This is a genomic window from Stenotrophomonas sp. P2112, assembly GCF_041897515.1.
Classification (GTDB): Bacteria; Pseudomonadota; Gammaproteobacteria; order Xanthomonadales; family Xanthomonadaceae; genus Stenotrophomonas; species Stenotrophomonas sepilia.
In genome coordinates this window covers 1,975,643-1,996,369 of sequence record NZ_CP169216.1, presented here as the reverse complement: position 1 = coordinate 1,996,369, position 20,727 = coordinate 1,975,643, and the positions used below count along the sequence as shown (strand labels likewise).

The following is a 20,727-nucleotide window of genomic DNA, read 5'->3' as shown; positions in this document are numbered from 1 at the left end:
ACTATTTAACCTCGAACTCGCCCACCAGCACGGTCTCGGCACGGTCCTTCAGTCGCATCGTCACCATCTGATCCTTCTGCTTGGCCGTGCCCCAATGAGTGGTCAGACGCAGCATCAGTGTCGTCGCGCCGGTGACCTGTTGCTGGCGGCTGCCAAAGTAGTTCGCCTCCACCTTGTACTTGCCCGGCTTGGCGTTGCGCAGCGAGAACTGTTCGGGGCCATAGCCGCCGGTGAAGTCCTGCGACATCTGCCCGCCCTGGTAGGTCAGCCGGTTGCCGTAGTAGGCGCGCTCGCCGTTCGGGTCGGTTACCCACAGGTCCATGTCGCTGTTGTCGGCGTCCCACGACAGCACCACGCGCAGGTCCAGCGGCATCGCCTGCAACAGGCGCGGGTCGATGCCGGTGGTATCCAGCCGGGGCGTGCTGCCGGCCACCAGGTTGGTCAGCTCATCCAGCGCGATCAGGGCGATGCCATCGAAGCGGCTGTCCCACGGCCGCACCACCACCTGGTACAGCGGCGCCAGTGCCTGCTGTGGCTTGCCGGCCGCTGCCAGCGCCAGGCCCAGGTCGCGGAAGCTCTGCGGTTCTTCCTGGCCCATCGCCAGCACCTGCTCGAACACCGGCACCGCCAGTGCGGGAGCATCGGCCTGCATCAGTCGGTAACCGAGCACGCGCAGCAGGTGGCGGTTATTCAGATCCATTTCGGCCAGGTTCGACAGCACCCGCAGTGCCAGCTCGCGCTGGCCCTGCTCCAGCAGCAGGTCGGCCACATCGAGGAAGAAGGCGCTGCTGTCGGCGTGGGCATCGCGCTCGGCCAGATAGCGGTCATAGAGCTGCGACGGCGGGCCCTGGCGCAGGCGCCGGGCGATGGCCGAGTCCGGCTGCCAGGCCGCCAGCTGGATGCCGAGCTGGCCATCGTTGGCGGCCGCAGCGGCATCGACCGTGCCGCCGGTGACCACAATCGCATCCAGTGCATTCTCCGACGCGGGCGCCGGACGACGCGCGCGTGCGCTGGCGGCCTGCATACGCTGCTCGGCCGCTGCTGCCGTCGGTGCAGGGGCGGGCGGAGCAGCAGGTGCAGGGGCTGCCAGCATCGCCACGGGTGCGGATTCGGTTGCGTAGTCTGCGGATGCAACGTCCAGCGCCATTTCCTTGGCCTGCGGCGGCGCATCCTTCGGCCAGCTACGGCTCCACCACTGCTGGCGCTCCTTCCAGCGGGCGGCCACTTCATCCAGGCGCTGGCGATCCCCAGCGGCGCGATCCCTGACCTGCACTGCAAACCTGGCGTCGTACTCCGCGCGCAGCGTGCCCGAAGGACGGATCGCATAGCGCAGGTAGTCCTCCAACGTCTCCAGCACGATCAGCGAGGTATCCGGCCCCACCAGGCCAAACCGTTGTGACAGGCGCTGCATCGCCTCGCGGTTGCCACGACGGTCGGCGGCCAGCTGCTGCAGGCGCGCCTGCGCCCACAAACCGGCCAGCAGTTCACCGTCCTTGCTCTTCTGCGTCGCTGGCAGCGCTTCCCACTCGCCGTCGCCCACGCGCACCCGCATCGGCACACCGTCGGCTGCCAGTCGTGCGTGCAGCCACAGCCAGCCGTGGGCTTCACTGCGGCGATCGATCACTACATCCTGCACGCCGCGTCCCGCATCGACCTGCACATCCATCGGCGACGCCAGCAACGCGTGCGCCGCCGCATCGACATCCTTGCCCAGCGCGATGAAGCGACCGCCATGCGCCTCACTCCAACCACGCAGTCGCACGGCATCGGTGCGCGCACCCGCACTGCTGACCGCAAACAGGCGCTGATCGGATGCCATCGCCGGTAGCTGTTCCGGGCCATAGGTCAGCAGGCCATCGCTGACCAGCAGGTATTCCTTCACGCCCGGCTGCGGCTGCCACTGTGCCAGCGCGCTGGCACCGTCCGGGAGCACGGCCTGCAGGGCTGCGCGCAGTTCACTCCAGTTGCCGGCGCGGATGCGGAAGCGACGCACCGGCTCGGCGCGATCGCGCAGCACGGTCAAGGCCACGGTGCCGTCGCGCAGCGCAGCGAAATAGCGATCCAGCAGGGCGAACTCACGTGTGTGATCGCGCTGGCCCGCCGAACCGGAGCCATCCCACAGCAGGCCGATTTCGCTCGGCAGTTTGCGCGGCGTGCTGCTGGCCGCCACCGGCAGCTGCGCCAGCAGATAGTGGCCATCCTGCCAGGGCGCCACCTGCACCTGTGCCTGGCGGGTCGCCGGCAGATCCCACTGCAGCTGCTTCGGCAGCTGCGCCCCCTTGCCCTGCCACTGCAGCTGGCCCGCGCTGATGCGGAATGGCGCCGTACCTGCGGTGGTCGTGCCAGGTGCCTGCAGTTTCAGTTCAACCGAGGCTGCACCGGCGGCAAACTGCAGCGGCAGCGTCCACTGCCAGCCTTGGCCGGCGAAGGCCAACGGCTCGCGGATCACCAGCTGCACGCGCCGGCTGCCGCCGGCCGGCAGCGGATAGATGCGCAGGCGGAACTGGTTGCCGGCGGTCTGTTCCAGCAGGCCCGGGTCAACGCTGCGGCGGGCAATCTCCTCGAACACCTGGCGGCCGCGGTCCTTCGGCACCGGCACCGCGTCACGCATCTCGCCGTTGATATCCAGCGCGAAGCCGCTGATCTGCTGGCCATCGGCCAGGGGGAACTGCAGCTCGCCCTCCAGCACGCGCCGGTTCGGGTTGTGGAATTCCAGGATGATCCGGGTCTGGGCGATGCCCGCCTGGACCCCGCCCTCGATGCGGGCGTGTCGCAGTTGGACCGCCTGCTCAGCCGCCGGTGCGATCAGCAGCGGCGTGGCGGCCTGCGGCCGGGAGATCGGCGGCGACTGCGCGCCAGCGGGCCAGGCCGCAAGGGCCAGCAACAACACAATGCAGCAACGGGCGAAGACCATGACCGGACTCCAGTGGGATCGTGGACCCTTGAACGCACCAGCAGCCGTAACGGGGTTGGGAGACCCAAAAAGGGGACGGAGGGAATTAAGTCGCTTATGCCCTGTTTGCCAGTTGCGACTTAATCCCCTCCGTCCCCTTTTTCTCAGGCGGGCAGGCAGTGCTCCACGATCAGCTGGATGGCGCTGCCGCCGCGATAGTCGTCGCAGGCCAGCCGGTAGGCGAGGTGCACGTGTCGGCCGGGCGCATTGCCGTGCCAGCCGCCGAAGTGGATCGCGTTGATCGTGCCAGGCACGCCCGGCAGGCGCAGTTCCAGCTTCAGGTGGCGCTCCTTCAGCACGCGCCAGTTGGCCACTTCGAAGTGGCCGTCGAACAGGGGTTCGGGGAAGCCCTGGCCCCATGGGCCGGCCAACCGCAGCGCATCGGCGTGGCGATGATCGAGCTCGTCCGCGGCCAGTTCGCCGTCGCTGAGCACCTGCTGCTGCAGTGCCGCCGGGTCGAGCATTTCCAGCACCACGGCGACGAAGGCGGCCTTGAAGTCATCAACGTGGTCAAGCCGCAGGCTGAGGCCGGCCGCCATGGCGTGACCGCCGAAGCGGTCGATCAGGCCCGGATGGCGCGCATCGACCAGCGCCAGCGCGTCACGGATGTGCAGCCCGGGAATCGAGCGCGCAGAGCCACGCAGCGTGTCGGCGCCCGGTTCGGCCGGAGCGAAGGCAATTACCGGGCGATGCAGGCGATCCTTCATCTTCGAAGCGACCAGGCCGACCACACCGGGATGCCAGTCGGCATCAAACAGGCAGGCGGCCACCGGCCGTTGCCCGGCCATGTCCAGCACCACGCGGGTCAGGGCCTGCTCGGCATCGTCGGTCATCGACTGCTGCACCGCGCGGCGTTCTGCGTTGATCTGCTCCAGCGTCTGCGCGATCTCGCGCGCCTGGCGCGGATCTTCGGTGAGCAGCAGCGCGATGCCCAGCGCCATGTCTTCCAGCCGGCCCGCCGCGTTCAGGCGCGGGCCGAGTGCGAAGCCGATGTCGGTGGCGGTCAGTCGCGCGGCATCCCGGCCACTGGCTTCGATCAGTGCTCGCAGGCCGACACAGCCCTGCCCTGCGCGCAGACGGCGCAGGCCTGCGCTGACCAGCGCACGGTTGTTCGGGTCCAGCGCTACCAGGTCCGCAACGGTGCCCACCGCCACCAGATCCAGCAGCGTGGTCAGGTCCGGCCCCTTGCCATCTGCGAAGACGCCGGCCTCGCGCATATGCCGGCGCAGCGCCATCAGCACATAGAAGATCACACCAACACCGGCCAGCGATTTGCTGGGGAAGGCATCGCCATCCAGGTTGGGATCGACGATCACGTCGGCCGGCGGCAGCTGCGGCCCCGGCAGATGGTGGTCGGTGACCAGCACCTGCCAGCCGCGCGCCTTGGCCGCGGTGACACCGGCATGGCAGGCAATACCGTGGTCGACCGTGACCAGCAGGTCCGGCTGCAGCGCGGCCAACTCTTCCACCAGCGACGGTGACAGGCCATAGCCATGCACCATGCGGTTCGGCACCGCGTGGAAGACGTGTTGCGCGCCGAGCATGCGCAGGCCACGCACGCCGACCGCACAGGCGGTGGCGCCATCGCAATCGAAATCGCCGACCACCAGGATGCGCTTGTCGTTGGCGATGGCTTCGATCAGCAGGCCCACTGCATCATCGATACCGGTCAGCAGCTCGGGCGCGTGTAGGCTGCCCAGTTTCGGCAGCGCCAGCTCTGGCGTTCCCGCACCACGGCTGGCATAGAGTCTGGCCAGCAATGGCAGCGTGCCCTCTGGCCAGCTGCCGGGCACGACCGCATCGCGGCGGCGGATCAGCGGTGTATCAGAGGGCGGCTGCGCAGCATCGGCGGCAAGGGACATCGGCATCGCCGGTTACGAAAGACCCGCACATCATAACGTGCACCGCTCCCCCGGTCGGCTGCCGCTGCTGACGAGGCAACCTGGCTCTTCGGCCAGCAGCATTTGGATTTCACGACCGCATCTTCCATGCTTGCCTGCCCTGGAACGGACTTCCATCCATGACCCGCACCCTGCTGACCGCGCTGATGGCACTCACCGTGGCCCCGGCCGCCCACTCCGCGACGCCTGAGCCCAGGCCCGGGGTCGAATTCGAACACAACGACTGGTCGCTGGCCTGTGACAACACCCGCACCTGCCGCGCCGCCGGCTACAGTCCGGAAGAACCCGGCAACCTGCTCAGCCTGATGCTTGAGCGCGCCGGCGGCCCGGGTGCGAAGGTGATCGCGCGGCTGCGCAATGGCGAGGATGGCGAAAGCCCGACGCCGACCGGGGCACTGCGCCTGCGCCTGAACGGCAAGGACCTGGGCCCGGTGCGCGACACCGGCGACGGGGACAAAGTGTTGTTGCAGCAGGCACAGACCGATGCACTGGTCGCCGCACTGCCGCGCCAGGCACGCATCGAGATCATCGACGGCAAGGGCAAGGCCTGGCCGATCTCCGACCGCGGTGCAGCGGCCGTACTGCTGAAGATGGACGAGGCACAGGGCCGGCTGGGCACCCCCGGTGCGCTGGTGCGGCGTGGCGACAAGCCCGAAGCAAGCGTGCCTGCGGCGTTGCCGGTGCCAGTGATCGTGCGCGGCACGCTGGTGGCACCGCGCGCCTCGGACGCGGCACTGGCGAAAGCACCGGGCCTGCGCAAGGCACTGATCGCCAGCCTGCCCAAGCCGGATGAGTGCGGCCACCTGAGCGAGGGCGGGACAGATGAAATCGAGATCCAGCGACTGGACACCCAACATGTGCTGGCAAGCACCAGCTGCTTCGTGGGTGCCTACAACTTCAGCAGCGGCTACTGGGTAGTGCAGGACAAGCCGCCGTACGAAGCACGCTTCGTCACGTCCGATGCAGAAGACTTCGATCGCGACGACGCTACGTTGAGCGGTCGCTTCCGTGGGCGCGGCGTCGGTGACTGCTTCTCCGGCCACGACTGGGCTTGGGATGGCGCGCGATTCGTGAAGAGCAGCGAGTTCACCACCGGGCAGTGCCGGGGCGTTGCGGGTGGGCACTGGACGCTGCCGACGGTGGTCAGCGAGGTCCGTTGAGGCGCCGCTACCTGCGGTAGTGCCGACCGCTGGCCGGCAACCCCGACAAACCCTGGGGGGTCAGAGCCGTTTTCCGATGGAAAACGGATCCGACCCCGGTCAGTCGTGCAGCTGGCGCGGCTTCTTCCAGAACTGCCAGCGCTGGCCACGGTCCAGCTGGAACTGCAGGCCGTCCTCGAAGTCCAGTACCAGCCGCTGCAGTTCGCCACGCTTGAGCGCGGCCAGCAGCGGCCGGATCGCATCATTGCCGAGCTGCTGCAAAGAGCGCAGCTGGCGCAGGTCGACCAGCGCATCCACCGCCTGCTCGCCATCCACGGCCACACCAGCCGCCAGGGCCAGGCCCTGCAGCAGCGCGTCCCGGCTGCGCACCTGCGCGTGCGGCGTGCTGACCGACACCGGCATCACGCCACCGCCCCAGAACCACAGCGAATTGATCGGCTGTTGTCCCTGTGCGGCACGCTGCTGGTTCCAGGAATGGTTGTGCAGCAGCACCTGCGCCTCGGTCATCAGCGCCCGCCAGCGACGACCGCCCTCGCCTTCGGGCAGATGCGAGAACAGGTCATCGCCGAGGACCTCGTCGGGGCTGTCGAAGTCCGGCAGCTCGCTGTCGATCGGCAGCCGCAGGTACCAGCGCGAGGGATCGGGTGCGTCGAGCACGAAGCCGGCATCGGCGAACAATGGCTGCAGCACCGGCAGCAACGCGAGGCTGTCGGCCAGCGTCGGCCGCAGTGTTTCGCCGTAGGCCATCATCCGCGCGCCGTGCATGTCCGGCACCATGCAGGCCGGATCGGCACGCAGCCAGCTGGCGCCGGCGGCATCGCCGACGTCGCGCTGGCGGGTCAACGCGGCCACCGGCCAGTGCGGCGCGGCAACCGAGAAATGGCGTGTCAGCTGCGCGCGCTCGCCCGGCACGACCTGCACCGTCGTGGCACGGCCGAGCGCGCGTGCCACATCGTCCGGCAGCGCAGCCGCGGCAAAGCGGCTGCGTGCAGGCAACAGCAGGGTCGCCGTCGCCACGCGGTCAGTCCACGTAGCTGACGCTGACGATCTCGTACTCGCGCTGGCCGGCCGGGGCGTCGATCACGATCGAATCGCCTTCCAGCTTGCCGATCATCGCCCGCGCCACCGGCGAGGAAATCGCGATCAGGCCCAGCTTGATGTCCGCTTCCAGGTCACCGACGATCTGGTACTTCTTCTCTTCGTCGGTTTCCACGTCGGCCAGCGTCACGCTGGCGCCGAACACCACCTTGGAGCCGGCATTGAGCTTGCTCACGTCGATGATCTCGGCGTGCGACAGCTCGCCCTCCAGCTGCTTGATGCGGCCTTCGATGAAGCCCTGTTCCTCGCGCGCGGCGTGGTACTCGGCATTCTCCTTCAGGTCACCGTGCTCACGCGCTTCGGCAATGGCGGCGATGACCTTCGGGCGCTTGACCGACTTCAGGTGATCCAGTTCGTCGCGCAGCTTCTGCGCGCCCTTCATGGTGATGGGGGCTCTCATGCATTCAACTCCTTGTGCAGCTCCTGCAGCGACCAGACGGGGCCGGTGCCGCGGAATTCCAGTGAATCCACCAGCGCCTTGGCGCCGGCAATGGTGGTCGAGTAGGTGACGCGATGCTGCAGCGCCTCGCGGCGGATCGAGAACGAGTCGTTGATCGCCGAACGACCTTCGGTCGTGTTGACGATGTAGACGATCTCGCCGTTCTTGATCGAGTCGACGATGTGCGGACGGCCTTCGACCACCTTGTTGATGATCTCGCAGTCCATGCCGTGCTGCTGCAGCCACGCGGCGGTGCCACGGGTGGCGACCAGGCTGTAGCCACGCGCCAGCAGCGCCTTGGCCACCGGCAGCACGCGCTTCTTGTCCGGGTCGCGGACCGAGACGAAGGCCTTGCCGACCGGCGGTGCCTTGATGCCACCGGCTTCCTGCGCACGCGCAAAGGCGGCGTTGAAGGTGCGGCCGACGCCCATCACCTCGCCGGTGGAGCGCATCTCCGGCCCGAGGATCGGATCGACGCCCTGGAACTTGGCGAACGGGAAGATCGCTTCCTTCACCGAGTAGTAGTCCGGCACGATTTCCTTGGTCGCGCCCTGCTCGGCCAGGCTCTTGCCAGCCATGCAACGGGCGGCGATCTTCGCCAGCGCCATGCCGGTGGCCTTGGACACGAACGGCACGGTGCGCGAGGCACGCGGGTTCACTTCCAGCAGGTAGATGGTGTCGGCACCCTCGTCGCTGGTCTGGATCGCGAACTGGGTGTTCATCAGGCCGACCACGTTCAGGGCCTTGGCCAGCTCCACCACCTGGCGGCGCAGTTCGGCCTGGGTTTCAGCCGACAGCGAATACGGCGGCAGCGAGCACGAGGAATCGCCCGAGTGCACGCCAGCTTCTTCGATGTGCTCCATCACGCCACCGATCAGGACGTTGCCATCCTTGTCGGCAATGATGTCGACGTCGCACTCGACAGCATTGTCGAGGAAGCGGTCCAGCAGCACCGGCGAATCGTTGGACACCTTCACAGCGTCGCGCACGTAACGGGCCAGGTCGGCTTCGCCGTAGACGATTTCCATGGCACGGCCGCCCAGCACGTAGCTCGGGCGCACCACCAGCGGGTAGCCGATCTCGCGGGCCAGCAGCAGGGCTTCCTGATCATTGCGGGCGATGCGGTTCGGCGGCTGCTTCAGGCCCAGCTTGTCCACCAGCTGCTGGAAGCGCTCGCGGTCTTCGGCCAGGTCGATCGAGTCCGGGCTGGTGCCAATCACCGGCACGCCGTTGGCTTCCAGCGCGCGCGCCAGCTTCAGCGGGGTCTGGCCGCCGTACTGCACGATCACGCCCTTCGGCTGTTCCAGTTCGACGATTTCCAGCACGTCTTCCAGGGTCAGCGGCTCGAAGTACAGGCGGTCGGAGGTGTCGTAGTCGGTCGACACGGTTTCCGGGTTGCAGTTGACCATGATGGTTTCATAGCCATCCTCGCGCAGCGCCAGTGCCGCGTGCACGCAGCAGTAGTCGAACTCGATGCCCTGGCCGATGCGGTTCGGGCCACCGCCCAGGATCATGATCTTGTCGCGGTTGCTCGGCGCGGCCTCGCACTCGTCCTCGTAGGTCGAGTACAGGTAGGCGGTACCGGTGGAGAACTCACCGGCACAGGAGTCCACGCGCTTGTAGACCGGGCGCACCTTGTGCGCACGACGCAGCGCGCGGATGGCGGCTTCGTTGGTGCCGGTCAGCTGCGCCAGGCGCGCGTCGGAGAAGCCAGCGCGCTTCAGCTTGCGCAGGCGTGCGGCATCCAGCGCATCGATGCCGCCGGCAGCGACTTCGGCTTCGGCCGCGATGATTTCCTCGATCTGGTCCAGGAACCAGTGATCGATGAACGACAGTGCGTAGATCTCTTCCACGCTCATGCCGGCGCGGAACGCATCGGCCACATAGAACAGGCGCTCCGGGCCCGGCGCCTTCAGCTCGCGACGCAGGGTCTGCAGGTCGTCTTCGTTGCCCAGGTCCAGGCCGGTCGGGTCGAAGCCGACCTTGCCGGTTTCCAGGCCACGCAGGGCCTTCTGCACCGACTCCTGGAAGGTGCGGCCCATCGCCATCACCTCGCCCACCGACTTCATCTGGGTGGTCAGGCGGGCATCGGCGGCCGGGAACTTCTCGAAGGCGAAGCGCGGGATCTTGGTGACGACGTAGTCGATGGACGGCTCGAACGAGGCCGGGGTCAGGCCGCCGGTGATTTCGTTCTTCAGTTCGTCCAGGGTGTAGCCCACGGCCAGCTTGGCGGCGACCTTGGCGATCGGGAAGCCGGTGGCCTTGGAAGCCAGCGCCGAGGAACGCGACACGCGCGGGTTCATCTCGATGACGACCACGCGGCCGGTCTTCGGGTTGATGCCGAACTGCACGTTCGAGCCACCGGTATCGACGCCGATCTTGCGCAGCACGGCGATGGAGGCATCGCGCAGGCGCTGGTATTCCTTGTCGGTCAGGGTCTGGGCCGGAGCCACGGTGATCGAGTCACCGGTGTGCACGCCCATCGGGTCCAGGTTTTCGATCGAGCAGACGATGATGCAGTTGTCCGCGGTATCGCGGACCACTTCCATCTCGAATTCCTTCCAGCCCAGCACCGACTCTTCCACCAGCACTTCGGTGGTCGGCGACAGTTCCAGGCCGCGGCTGACGATCTCGACCAGCTCTTCGCGGTTGTAGGCGATGCCGCCACCGCTGCCGCCCAGGGTGAAGCTGGGGCGGATGATGGTCGGATAGCCGACGCGGGTCTGGATTTCCAGCGCTTCGTCCAGGGTGTGGGCGACGGCGGCGGTCGGGCACTCCAGGCCGATCTCACCCATGGCCACGCGGAACAGCTCGCGGTCTTCGGCCATGCGGATCGCTTCGCGCTTGGCGCCGATCAGTTCGACGTTGTACTTCTCCAGCACGCCGTGGTCGGCCAGGTCCAGCGCGCAGTTCAGCGCGGTCTGGCCACCCATGGTCGGCAGCAGCGCATCGGGCTTTTCCTTGGCGATGATCTTCTCGACCGTCTGCCAGTTGATCGGCTCGATGTAGACGGCGTCGGCCATCTCCGGGTCGGTCATGATCGTGGCCGGGTTGCTGTTGACCAGCACCACGCGGTAACCCTCGTCACGCAGGGCCTTGCAGGCCTGGGCACCGGAGTAGTCGAACTCGCAGGCCTGGCCGATGACGATCGGGCCAGCACCGATGATGAGGATGGTCTTGAGGTCAGTGCGCTTGGGCATTTTCTTCTCTAAGTCAGTACAGCGTGACAAGGGGGGTGATCGCACGCTGTCGATCAGGAATCTTGATCCGCAGCACCGCGCCGGGGGCAGCAGCGATGCGGGGTTTACGGTCCATCGCGACGCCACCGGCAGGCCGGCGGCGTACTGATCACGCCTTGGCCTGCTCCATCAGCACCACGAAGCGGTCGAACAGCGGGCCGACGTCGTGCGGGCCCGGCGACGCTTCCGGATGGCCCTGGAACGAGAACGCCGGCACGTCGGTGCGGGCCACGCCCTGGTTGGTGCCGTCGAACAGCGAACGGTGGGTCACGCGCAGGGTCGGCGGCAGGGTTGCTTCATCGATCGCGAAACCGTGGTTCTGCGAGGTGATCATCACCCGGCCGCTGTCCAGGTCCTGCACCGGATGGTTGGCACCGTGGTGGCCGTGGCCCATCTTCATGGTCTGCGCGCCCGAGGCCAGGCCGAGCAGCTGGTGGCCCAGGCAGATGCCGAAGGTCGGGATCTTCACATCGATGAAGGTCTTGATCGCTTCGATGGCGTAGTCGCACGGTTCCGGGTCACCCGGGCCGTTGGACAGGAACACGCCGTCCGGCTTCAGTGCCAGCACCTCGGCGGCCGGGGTCTGCGCCGGCACCACGGTCACTTCGCAGCCGCGCTCGGCCAGCATGCGCAGGATGTTGGTCTTCACGCCGAAGTCGTAGGCCACGACCTTGTACTTGGCCGGCACGCTGACGAAGGCGTTGGCATCCAGGTCCAGCTGGCCCTCGGTCCAGGTGTAGGTCTTCTCGGTAGTGACGACCTTGGCCAGATCCATGCCCTTCAGCCCCGGGAACTTGCGGGCGGCTTCCAGTGCCTTTTCCACGTCGATGTCGCCGGCCATCAGCGCACCGTTCTGCGCACCCTTCTCGCGCAGGATGCGGGTCAGCTTGCGGGTGTCGATGCCGGCGATGGCGACCACGCCACGCTGGATCAGCCAGTCCTGCAGCGACACCTGGCTGCGCCAGTTGCTGGGGCGGCGCGGAACGTCGCGCACGATCAGGCCGGCCGACCACACCTTGGACGCTTCGTCGTCCTGGTCGGTCATGCCGGTGTTGCCGATATGCGGATAGGTCAGCGTGACCATCTGCCGGGCGTAGGACGGGTCGGTCAACACTTCCTGATAGCCGGTCATGGCGGTGTTGAACACCACTTCACCGACGGACAGGCCGGGCGCGCCTACGGATTCGCCCTCGAATACGGTGCCGTCTTCGAGGACGAGGATTGCGGCTTGGGTCACGGGAATCTCACTTTGGCTACCGAGGGGGCTGCCGAAGTCACGCCTGCGCTTCACGGAAATCCGGTTGCAAAAAAGCGCGGACGTACGGTCTGGGACCGGTCCGGCTTTCGTGATTCGGCGAGTGCGAATTGTAGCGCTGCCGGGGCGCTCACGCCAGCGGTTATCGCGCATTGTGAACAGGCGATTGCGCATTCATTTCAATCCGGCGGCGTATGCGGGCCGGAGGCGGGGTCGGATCCATTCCCGAATGGGAAAGGCTCTGACCCCAGGCGCCCTCGGATGGGGTCAGAGCCCTCTCCGCTGGAAAGGGATCCAGCCCCAGGAATCAGCCCGCCTTACTGCAGCAGGTCCCGCACGCGGTAGCTGCCCGGGGCCCGGCCCTGCAGCTGGCGGGCGGCAAACAGGGCGCCGCGGGCGAAGATGTCGCGATTGGTGGCCCGGTGTACCAGCTCGATGCGCTCGCCCAGCCCGGTGAACTGCACCAGATGCTCGCCTACGATGTCGCCGGCGCGCAGGCTGGCGTAGTGCGGCTCCGCCCCGCCCCGCTGCGCGGCCGCGCCCAGGGTCAATGCAGTGCCCGATGGCGCGTCCTTCTTCTGGGTGTGGTGCGATTCGACGATGTCGCAGTCCCAGCCGGCCAGCGCCTGCGCCGCGCGCTCCACCAGTTCGTCCAGTACCGCCACGCCCAGGCTGAAGTTCGAGGCCCATACCAGCGGGATCTTCGCCGCCGCGGCGTCCAGCGCCTGGCGCTGTGTGCTGGAGATACCGGTGGTACCCGACACCAGCCCGGCACCCCGCTCCACGCACAGCGCCAGCATCGGGTCGAAACCCTCCGGCAGGCTGAAGTCGATCGCCACATCGAACACCGGCGCACCGGGCAGCTCACTGGCGCCGAAGAACGGCACGCCATCGACCACGCGCTGCGCCGGCGCACGGCCGGTCACTGCAGCCACGATCCGCAGGGTTTCGGGATGTTCGGCGGCCAGCCGCAGCAGGGCCTGGCCCATGCGCCCGGAGGCACCGTGAATGAGCAATCGCAGAGGAGTCTGGTTCATGCCTGCAGGCTAGCGGCAGGACGCCCGCTCCGGCAAGCGCCATCGCTGCGATGCTGCATGCCCCTGCGGTGACGGGTTTGCCACTGGACGCGGCAACGCTCCCCTTCAAGTCTGTGGCCCTTCCCTCAGCCCGGGCAAAACCCATGAAATCCTCGACCGTCTTCAGCAAATGCGCCAGGAAGACCGGTTATGCCGGGACGTCGACCACGCGCTACCGCTTGCTGGATGCCGCCCTGCTTGTCGTTAATCACCAGCGCGCCAGCGAAAGCCGGGGCTTCTATGTGAATGCTGGACTCTACTTTCCAGAGCTGCTCGCGTATCCCCTCGCGCCTGACGATCTTGAAACGGCTTTCCGGTACCGCTCCAGCATTCCCACGCCCCATGTCGACTGGCGGATCGAAGAAACGCCGGGCCTGCGCCGGACCTTCATCCAGCAGGATCTTGATGACCTGCTGGAGGCCGGCAACCGCGACGCGCTGAAGGCCCTGCTGCTCGATGCCCTGGCCGACGTGGCGGGTTTCGCAGCAGCCCATGGAAACCGCGAATCGGTGCGGCGATTGAATCAGGGCGGGAACTTCCGCGCGATCATCCGCAGAGAGGTCTGAACCCGGCGCGTGCGAACCAAGCTTCGCATCGACAGGTCGAAAGTTCGCACCCTCCGGACAGCCGCCGTCGAGCATGGCTGGACGCTACTTCTTGGTCGGCCCGCAGCTGTCGCACCCCCCACAGGCACCGCCCCCACCGCTGGCCGGCGGTGCGATCTTCCGCCCCAGCGCCTGCAGCCAGGCCGCGCGACCCGGCTTCAGCAGGGCCAGCGCCAAGGCCCCGCGCAGCGTGCGCACGGTGCCCGGGAACTGCTTCTTCAGCACCACCCAGGCACTGACCAGCACGGCCACCGCGATGATCAGGTACTGGATCAGCAGCCCGGTATCCATCAGCCGCCTCCCAGCGCCTTGGTCACCTGGTAGGTGATCAGCGCGGCCACGTAAGCCGCGGCAAACAGGTAGAACGCGGCAAAGCCCATCTGCTTCCACGAATTGGTCTCACGCTTGATGGTGGCCAGCGTCGAGATGCACATCGGGGCGTAGATGTACCAGACCAGCAGCGACAGCGCGGTCGCCAGCGACCAGCCATCGCTGATCAGCGGGGTCAGCGCCTGGCTGGCGGCATCGTCATCGGCGGCCGACAGCGCATACACGGTGGCCAGCGAAGACACCGCCACCTCACGCGCGGCCAGGCCCGGAATCAGCGCGATGCAGATCTGCCAGTTGAAGCCCAGCGGTGCGAAGAACACCGCCATCGCATGGCCGATCCGGCCGGCGTAGCTGTAGTCGATGGCCGGCATCGTGGCATCGGCCGGGGCCGCCGGGAACGACAGCAACACCCACAGCAGGATGGTCAGCGCCAGGATGATGCCGCCGACGCGCTTTAGGAAGATCATGCCGCGCTCGTACAGGCCGACCGCCAGGTCACGCACATGTGGCAGGCGGTACGACGGCAGCTCCAGCATCAGCGGATGCTCGCTCTTGTCGCGGCGCCACTTCTTCATGATCCAGGACATCGCCAGCGCACTGAGGATGCCGGCGGCGTACAGGCCGAACAGGACCAGGCCCTGCTGGTTGAACACCCCCCACACCGTCTTCTGCGGAATGAACGCACCGATCAGCAGGGCGTACACCGGCAGGCGCGCCGAGCAGGTCATCAGCGGTGCGACCAGGATGGTGGCCAGGCGGTCACGCGGGTCCTGGATGCTGCGCGTGGACATGATGCCCGGCACCGCGCAGGCGAAGCTGGACAGCAGCGGGATGAACGAGCGGCCGGACAGGCCGGCGGCGGCCATCATGCGGTCGAGCAGGAACGCCGCACGTGGCAGGTAGCCGGATTCCTCCAGCACGAGGATGAAGAAGAACAGGATCAGGATCTGGGGCAGGAACACCACCACGCCACCGACGCCGGCGATGATGCCATCGGTCAGCAGGCTGGCCAGCGGACCCTCTGGCAACACGCTGCCAACGAGAGCACCGAGCCAGGCGAAGCCAGCCTCGATGCCATCCATCAACGGCGTCGCCCAGGCGTACACCGCCTGGAAGATCAGGAACATCACCACTGCAAGGCTGATCAGCCCGAACACCGGGTGCAGCAGCCAGCGGTCCAGCGCGTCGTCGATCTTCGCGGTCCGCGCCGGCATCCGCACGGCGACCGACAGGATCTCGCGCACCTTGGCGTGGTAGTCGATGCCACCTTCCGGGGCCGGCACCGGTGCATCCAGATGCGGCACCATCGCATCAAGGCGTTCGACCAGGGCCTTGGCACCCTGCTTGCGCACCGCTACGGTCTCCACCACCGGTACGCCCAGCTCGCGCTCCAGCGCGGCCACGTCCACCTGGATGCCACGGCGCTGGGCCGCATCGACCATGTTCAGGGCGACCACCATCGGCTTGCCCAGCTCACGCAGCTCCAGCGCGAAGCGCAGGTGCAGGCGCAGGTTGGTGGCGTCGATCACGCACAGCAGCACGTCCGGCGCAGCTTCGCCCGGGTAGAAGCCCCGGCACAGGTCACGGGTGATCGCCTCATCCAGGCTGGCCGGATGCAGGCTGTAGGCACCCGGCAGGTCGAGCACGGCGAATTCGCGGCCGGACGGCGCGCGCAGGCGACCTTCCTTGCGCTCTACGGTGACGCCGGTGTAGTTGGCGACCTTCTGCCGGCTGCCGGTCAGCTGGTTGAACAGCGCGGTCTTGCCGCTGTTGGGGTTCCCGACCAGCGCGATGCGCAGCGGTGAGGCGGAGACAGTGGCGGTCATGCACGTCGTTCCTGGCTGGCAGCGTCGACCACGACGCGCTTGGCTTCACTGATCCGCAGCGCGAACCGGGTGAACCCGACCTGCACCAGCAGCGGCTCGCCCCCCACCGGGCCCTTGGCCACCAAGCGTACTTCCTCGCCATTCACGAAACCCAGCTCGCGCAGGCGACGGGCAATGGCATCGTTGGCATGCAGGTCCTGCACGGACTCGACCACGGCCGAGGTGTGCAGCGGCAGTTCGGACAGCGTCATCTAGCGTGTTCTCTGCTGGATGTAAATGGTTCTCGATTCTAACATTCCCGCGTCGCGTCATGGCCCATGACCAATGGCCCGCTATGATCCATACAGGTATGGAGTGACCCTGGAATCCCATGAACGATGCTTTGCAGATCGAGCGCCGTGGCGCTGTCCTCACCCTCTGGCTGAACCGGCCGGAGCTGCACAACGCCTTTGACGCCAGCCTGATCGCCCGGCTGACTGCCGCACTGGAAGCCGCCGGCGGCGATGATTCGGTCCGGGCCGTGGTGGTCGCCGGTCACGGCGCTTCCTTCTCGGCCGGTGCCGACATGCAGTGGATGCGCGGCATGGCCGCCGCCAGCGAGGCCGACAACCGCGAGGACTCGCTGGCCCTGGCGCGGCTGATGCGCACCCTGGACGAGCTGCCCAAGCCGACCCTGGCCCGGGTCCATGGCGCCGCCTTCGGGGGCGGCGTCGGCCTGGTCGCCTGCTGCGACATCGCCATCGCCAGCACCTCGGCCCGCTTCGGCCTGACCGAAAGCCGCCTCGGCCTGCTGCCGGCGGTGATCTCGCCCTACGTGATCGAGGCCATCGGCCCGCGCCAGGCGCGGCGCTGGTTCGCCACCGGCGAGCACTTCGATGCCGACACCGCGCTGCGCATCGGCCTGGTCCACCAGCTGGTCGAGCCCGAACGCCTGGACGAAGCCCTGGAACGCCAGCTGGCCCTGCTCGACAAGGCCGGCCCGATCGCCTCGTCCACCGCCAAGCAGCTGGTGCGGCAGGTCCGCGACAGCCATGACCGCGACGCGCTGGATCGGGATAATGCCGCCCTGATCGCGCGCCTGCGGGTCTCCGCCGAGGGCCAGGAGGGCCTGGGCGCCTTCCTCGACAAGCGCGCCCCCCACTGGGTCACGGAAGCCTGAACATGCTCGATCATCTTGGTTTGACCAGCGCCGACCTGGCGCGCAGCAGGACCTTCTTCCTGCAGGCACTGGCGCCGCTGCAGATCGGCGTCGTGATGGAAGTGAGCGCCGAAGAAACCGGTGACCACGACCACATCGGCTTCGGCAGCGACGGCAAGCCGTTCTTCTGGCTCGGCAATGGCGGCACCACCAGTCACGGCGTGCACGTGGCCTTCGCCTGCGCCAGCCGTGCGCAGGTGGATGCCTTCCATGCCGCCGCGCTCGCCGCCGGCGGCCGCGACAACGGCGCCCCGGGCCTGCGCCCGTGGTACCACCCGGATTACTACGCCGCCTTCGTGCTCGACCCGGACGGCAACAACATCGAAGCGGTCTGCCACCGTCCGTCCGATGGGGCAGCCGCATGAGCGATTACGTCCGCATCGTCGAGGTCGGCCCGCGTGATGGGCTGCAGAACGAAAAGCAGTCGGTGTCCACCTCCGACAAGATCGAACTGATCAACCGCCTGTCGGCCACCGGCCTGCGCAGCATCGAGGCGACCAGCTTCGTCAGCCCGAAGTGGATCCCGCAACTGGCCGACGCCGCCGAGGTCTATGCCGGCATCCAGCGCAGGCCGGGCGTGCACTACCCGGTGCTGGTGCCGAACGAACAGGGCTACGACCGCGCCCGCGCGGTGGGCGTGGAGGAAGTGGCGGTGTTCACCGCTGCGTCCGAGGCCTTCAACCGCACCAACACCAATGCCGGCATCGACGAATCGCTGGCCCGGTTCGAGCCGATCCTGCGCCGCGCCGCCGCCGATGGCGTGCGCGTGCGCGGCTACGTCTCCACCGTGCTCGGCTGCCCTTACCAGGGCGAGGTGCCGCTGGCCTACGTGGTGCGGGTGGCGCGCGCGCTGCACCAGATGGGTTGTTACGAAATCTCACTGGGCGACACCATCGGCGTCGGCACCCCGCGCAAGGCACGGGCGATGCTGCAGGCGGTTGCCGCCGAGATTCCGATGACGGCACTGGCCGTGCACTTCCACGACACCTACGGCCAGGCCATCGCCAACATCGCCACCTGCCTGGAAGAAGGCGTGCGCGTGGTCGACAGCGCGGTCTCCGGCGCCGGTGGCTGCCCGTATGCCAAGGGCGCCAGCGGCAACGTCGCCAGCGAGGATGTGGTCTACCTGCTGCAGGGCCTGGGCCTGGACAGCGGCGTGGACCTGCCGGCACTGGCCGAGACCGGCCGCTGGCTGGCCGGCCTGCTCGGTCGCGCCACCGCCAGCCGCACCGGCCAGGCGCTGGCCGCCGCCGGCTGACCGCTGCAGTGCGCCGCCCTGCACCGGCGGCGCAGTGCACAACAGCGGCGGTCACGGCTTCCGTTAGAATCGGCGGTTCTCGAACCTGCAGGACCGTTCAATGCAGCTGTCTTCCGTACGTGCCGTGATCACTGGCGGCGTCTCCGGCCTCGGCCTGGCCGTGGCCCAGCACCTCGTCGCCCAGGGCGGCAAGGTGGCCCTGTTCGACCTCAACGACGTCAAGGGCGCCGCCGCCGTTGCCGATCTGGGTGCCGACAAGGCCCGCTATTTCAACGTCAACGTCAGCGATGAAGCGGCCGTCTCGGCAGCCATCGACCAGGCCCACGATTTCCTCGGCGGCCTGAACGTGGCGATGAACTGCGCCGGCATCCTCGGCGCCGGCCGCGTGCTGGGCAAAGAAGGCCCGATGCCGCTGGCCGGCTTCCAGGGCACGGTGATGGTCAACCTGGTCGGCAGCTTCAACGTGGCCAAGGCCGCGGCCAACCGCATGCAGCACAACGAGGCCGGCACCGATGGCGAGCGCGGCGTCATCATCAACACCGCCAGCATCGCTGCCTATGAAGGCCAGATCGGCCAGGCCGCCTATGCCGCCAGCAAGGGCGGCGTGGTCTCGATGACGCTGCCGATGGCGCGCGAACTGTCGCGCTTCGGCATCCGCGTCAATACCATCGCCCCGGGCGTGTTCTGGACGCCGATGGTCGATGGCATGCCCGAAGCCGTGCAGCAGTCGCTGGCCGCCTCGATCCCGTTCCCGCCGCGGCTGGGCAAGCCGGAAGACTTCGCCAGCCTGGTCGGCTTCATCCTTGGCAACACCTACCTCAACGGCGAGACCATCCGCCTGGACGGCGCTACCCGCCTCGCTCCGAAGTGATTCCCCCGGGCGCCGGGACGGCGCCCTCCCCCAACGACCTAGATCACCATGAAAGCCAACGACATCAAGAAGGGCAACGTCGTCGAGTACAACAACGGCGTGTACCAGATCCGCGACATCGAGCGCAGCTCGCCTCAGGGTCGCGGCGGCAACGTCCGCTTCCGCTTCATCATGTACAGCGTGCCGGGCGGCAACAAGCTCGACGCCAGCTTCGATGCCGACGACAACCTGGTCGAGGTCGAACTGCTGCGCCGCCAGTCCACCTATTCGTACAAGGACGGCGATGCCTTCGTGTTCCTGGATGACGAGGACTACACCCCGTACACCCTGGATGCGGACGTGATCGGCGATGACGCCGGTTACATCACCGACGGCCTGGCCGGCATCTACGTGCAGGTGATCGACGAGCAGCCGGTGGCGATCCAGCTGCCGGCCTCCGTGGTGCTGGAAGTGATCGAGACGCCGCCGGAACTGAAGGGTGGCACCGCCACCAAGCGCCCGAAGCCGGCCAAGCTCAACACCGGCATCGAGATCATGGTGCCGGAGTACATCGTCAACGGCGAGCGCGTGCTGGTGAACACCGCCACCGGCGAATTCGCCGGCCGTGCCGACTAAGCACCCTGCGCCGATCGCCTGCCGATCGCTGCCTGCGGCAAGTTCGCCGCAGGCAGCAAGCAGCGCATCGCTGACATTAGTTGTGTAGAGCCGAGCCCGTGCTCGGCTGCGGTGGGTTGGACAGGTACTGCAGCCGAGCGTGGGCTCGGCTCTACAGGTAACTTACGGCTGCTTCGCGCCGAAATTGCCGCAGCCGTGGTACTGGCGGGTACCTACGGTCAGCATCACCTTGGCCTCGAACGCCTCCCCGCTCATATCGTCCTGGCAGGTGGTGCGCTGGAAGCTGAGCTTGACGTCGGTGCCGTCGGACGCCTTGCCGCTCCATCCATCAGCGCCCTGGGTGGGCCTGGCCACGTCAAAGCGGCGCTCGCCGTAGTCAACTTCCACCTGCAGGCCCGGCATATCGCCATCGACGACTGCTAGCCATCCAGGTTCATTGCCGGTGGCACGGAACGCGGCATTGCCGGCGCTGCCATCGCCTTCGGTGGCTTCCACCGCATGGCACTCGCGATCCGGCTCGCCCTTCAGGCTCAGCAGGCCATCATCGCTACCCTTGGTCCAGAAGCTGTTGCCAAGGCCATCGTTGTATTTGGCGCCCGATGCCGCGCGCTCGGAGGTCATGGCGAAGCCACGCTCGCCGATCACCAGCGTGGCAGCATCCTCGCCATTGAAGGTCGCGACCACACTCAGATCACCACACTGGTAGGCGGTCTCGCTGCCACCTTCCGTGTTGGCGCTCGGCTGCGGCGTGGCAGGCGGGGCGTCATTGCTGCCCGCCGCGGGTGCCTGGGCCGGCTGGCACGCGGCCAGGACCAACCCCAGGGAGGCTGCCAACAGACTGGGTACTACACGCATGGCTCGACTCCTTGTCGACACTACAGGAATGCTCGACCCTACCACCTC

At 67.6% G+C, this 20,727-nt stretch carries 18 protein-coding genes; 7 read left to right on the top strand and 11 right to left on the bottom strand.

Annotated elements, in window-relative coordinates; genetic code table 11:
- Position 1 precedes the first annotated feature (1 nt).
- Complete coding sequence (locus ACEPA4_RS09290; protein WP_262089629.1) at positions 2–2,914, bottom strand: DUF2135 domain-containing protein; 2,913 nt, start codon at positions 2,912–2,914, stop codon at positions 2–4.
- Positions 2,915–3,057: 143 nt separating this feature from the next.
- Positions 3,058–4,815 carry a single-stranded-DNA-specific exonuclease RecJ gene (gene recJ, locus ACEPA4_RS09285; protein WP_065185237.1) on the bottom strand — a complete coding sequence of 586 codons (1,758 nt, stop codon included), beginning with the start codon at positions 4,813–4,815 and terminating at the stop codon, positions 3,058–3,060.
- Between the two features lie 158 nt (positions 4,816–4,973).
- Between recJ and ACEPA4_RS09280 the strand changes: the two genes are divergently transcribed.
- Positions 4,974–6,014, top strand: a complete 1,041-nt coding sequence (locus ACEPA4_RS09280) for a DUF1176 domain-containing protein (RefSeq protein WP_164093550.1) — start codon at positions 4,974–4,976, stop codon at positions 6,012–6,014.
- A gap of 99 nt (positions 6,015–6,113) precedes the next feature.
- On the opposite strand, the gene ACEPA4_RS09275 is transcribed toward ACEPA4_RS09280, so the two are convergent.
- The 5 genes from ACEPA4_RS09275 to ACEPA4_RS09255 all read right to left on the bottom strand — a co-directional run bounded on the left by ACEPA4_RS09275 (position 6,114) and on the right by ACEPA4_RS09255 (position 13,034).
- Positions 6,114–7,031 (bottom strand): phosphoglycerate mutase, encoded by a 918-nt coding sequence (locus ACEPA4_RS09275; protein WP_065184938.1) that lies wholly within the window; start codon positions 7,029–7,031, stop codon positions 6,114–6,116.
- 4 nt (positions 7,032–7,035) lie between these two features.
- Positions 7,036–7,500: a transcription elongation factor GreA gene (greA, locus tag ACEPA4_RS09270; RefSeq protein ID WP_026347191.1), complete on the bottom strand. Its 465-nt coding sequence runs from the start codon at positions 7,498–7,500 to the stop codon at positions 7,036–7,038.
- 8 nt (positions 7,501–7,508) lie between these two features.
- The gene (gene carB, locus ACEPA4_RS09265) at positions 7,509–10,751 is read right to left on the bottom strand and encodes a carbamoyl-phosphate synthase large subunit (protein WP_065177614.1); all 3,243 of its coding nucleotides are present in this window, start codon (positions 10,749–10,751) and stop codon (positions 7,509–7,511) included.
- A gap of 148 nt (positions 10,752–10,899) precedes the next feature.
- Positions 10,900–12,027, bottom strand: a complete 1,128-nt coding sequence (carA, locus tag ACEPA4_RS09260; RefSeq protein WP_005416375.1) for a glutamine-hydrolyzing carbamoyl-phosphate synthase small subunit — start codon at positions 12,025–12,027, stop codon at positions 10,900–10,902.
- Between the two features lie 335 nt (positions 12,028–12,362).
- A complete protein-coding gene (locus tag ACEPA4_RS09255; RefSeq protein WP_065177613.1) occupies positions 12,363–13,034 on the bottom strand; it encodes a 4-hydroxy-tetrahydrodipicolinate reductase in 672 nt (223 codons plus the stop codon).
- Between the two features lie 191 nt (positions 13,035–13,225).
- Here ACEPA4_RS09255 and ACEPA4_RS09250 point away from each other — a divergent pair, with 191 nt between their 5' ends.
- Positions 13,226–13,687 (top strand): DUF4304 domain-containing protein, encoded by a 462-nt coding sequence (locus ACEPA4_RS09250; RefSeq protein WP_065177640.1) that lies wholly within the window; start codon positions 13,226–13,228, stop codon positions 13,685–13,687.
- Between the two features lie 84 nt (positions 13,688–13,771).
- Here ACEPA4_RS09250 and ACEPA4_RS09245 read toward each other — a convergent pair whose 3' ends face one another.
- Genes ACEPA4_RS09245 through ACEPA4_RS09235 form a run of 3 tightly spaced genes read right to left on the bottom strand, consistent with a single transcriptional unit; the run spans position 13,772 to position 16,133 of the window.
- A complete protein-coding gene (locus ACEPA4_RS09245; RefSeq protein ID WP_065177612.1) occupies positions 13,772–14,017 on the bottom strand; it encodes a DUF6587 family protein in 246 nt (81 codons plus the stop codon).
- Positions 14,017–15,882: a ferrous iron transporter B gene (locus ACEPA4_RS09240; protein ID WP_164230309.1), complete on the bottom strand. Its 1,866-nt coding sequence runs from the start codon at positions 15,880–15,882 to the stop codon at positions 14,017–14,019. The genes ACEPA4_RS09245 and ACEPA4_RS09240 overlap by 1 nt, the downstream gene beginning before the upstream one ends.
- Positions 15,879–16,133: a FeoA family protein gene (locus ACEPA4_RS09235; protein ID WP_005416370.1), complete on the bottom strand. Its 255-nt coding sequence runs from the start codon at positions 16,131–16,133 to the stop codon at positions 15,879–15,881. Before ACEPA4_RS09235 ends, ACEPA4_RS09240 begins: the two co-directional genes overlap by 4 nt.
- Before the next feature lie 119 nt (positions 16,134–16,252).
- On the opposite strand from ACEPA4_RS09235, the gene ACEPA4_RS09230 reads away from it, so the two are divergent.
- From ACEPA4_RS09230 to yeiP, 5 genes are all read left to right on the top strand, one after another.
- Positions 16,253–17,041: an enoyl-CoA hydratase/isomerase family protein gene (locus ACEPA4_RS09230; protein WP_005416369.1), complete on the top strand. Its 789-nt coding sequence runs from the start codon at positions 16,253–16,255 to the stop codon at positions 17,039–17,041.
- A 2-nt stretch (positions 17,042–17,043) separates the two neighbouring features.
- Complete coding sequence (locus ACEPA4_RS09225) at positions 17,044–17,445, top strand: VOC family protein (RefSeq protein WP_005416368.1); 402 nt, start codon at positions 17,044–17,046, stop codon at positions 17,443–17,445.
- Positions 17,442–18,338 (top strand): hydroxymethylglutaryl-CoA lyase, encoded by an 897-nt coding sequence (locus ACEPA4_RS09220; protein WP_262089632.1) that lies wholly within the window; start codon positions 17,442–17,444, stop codon positions 18,336–18,338. The genes ACEPA4_RS09225 and ACEPA4_RS09220 overlap by 4 nt, the downstream gene beginning before the upstream one ends.
- A gap of 100 nt (positions 18,339–18,438) precedes the next feature.
- A complete protein-coding gene (locus ACEPA4_RS09215; RefSeq protein ID WP_164093552.1) occupies positions 18,439–19,209 on the top strand; it encodes an SDR family oxidoreductase in 771 nt (256 codons plus the stop codon).
- Positions 19,210–19,257: 48 nt separating this feature from the next.
- Complete coding sequence (gene yeiP, locus ACEPA4_RS09210) at positions 19,258–19,824, top strand: elongation factor P-like protein YeiP (protein WP_088436798.1); 567 nt, start codon at positions 19,258–19,260, stop codon at positions 19,822–19,824.
- A gap of 162 nt (positions 19,825–19,986) precedes the next feature.
- Here yeiP and ACEPA4_RS09205 read toward each other — a convergent pair whose 3' ends face one another.
- Positions 19,987–20,679, bottom strand: a complete 693-nt coding sequence (locus ACEPA4_RS09205; RefSeq protein WP_065184946.1) for a COG3650 family protein — start codon at positions 20,677–20,679, stop codon at positions 19,987–19,989.
- Between the last annotated feature and the right edge of the window lie 48 nt (positions 20,680–20,727).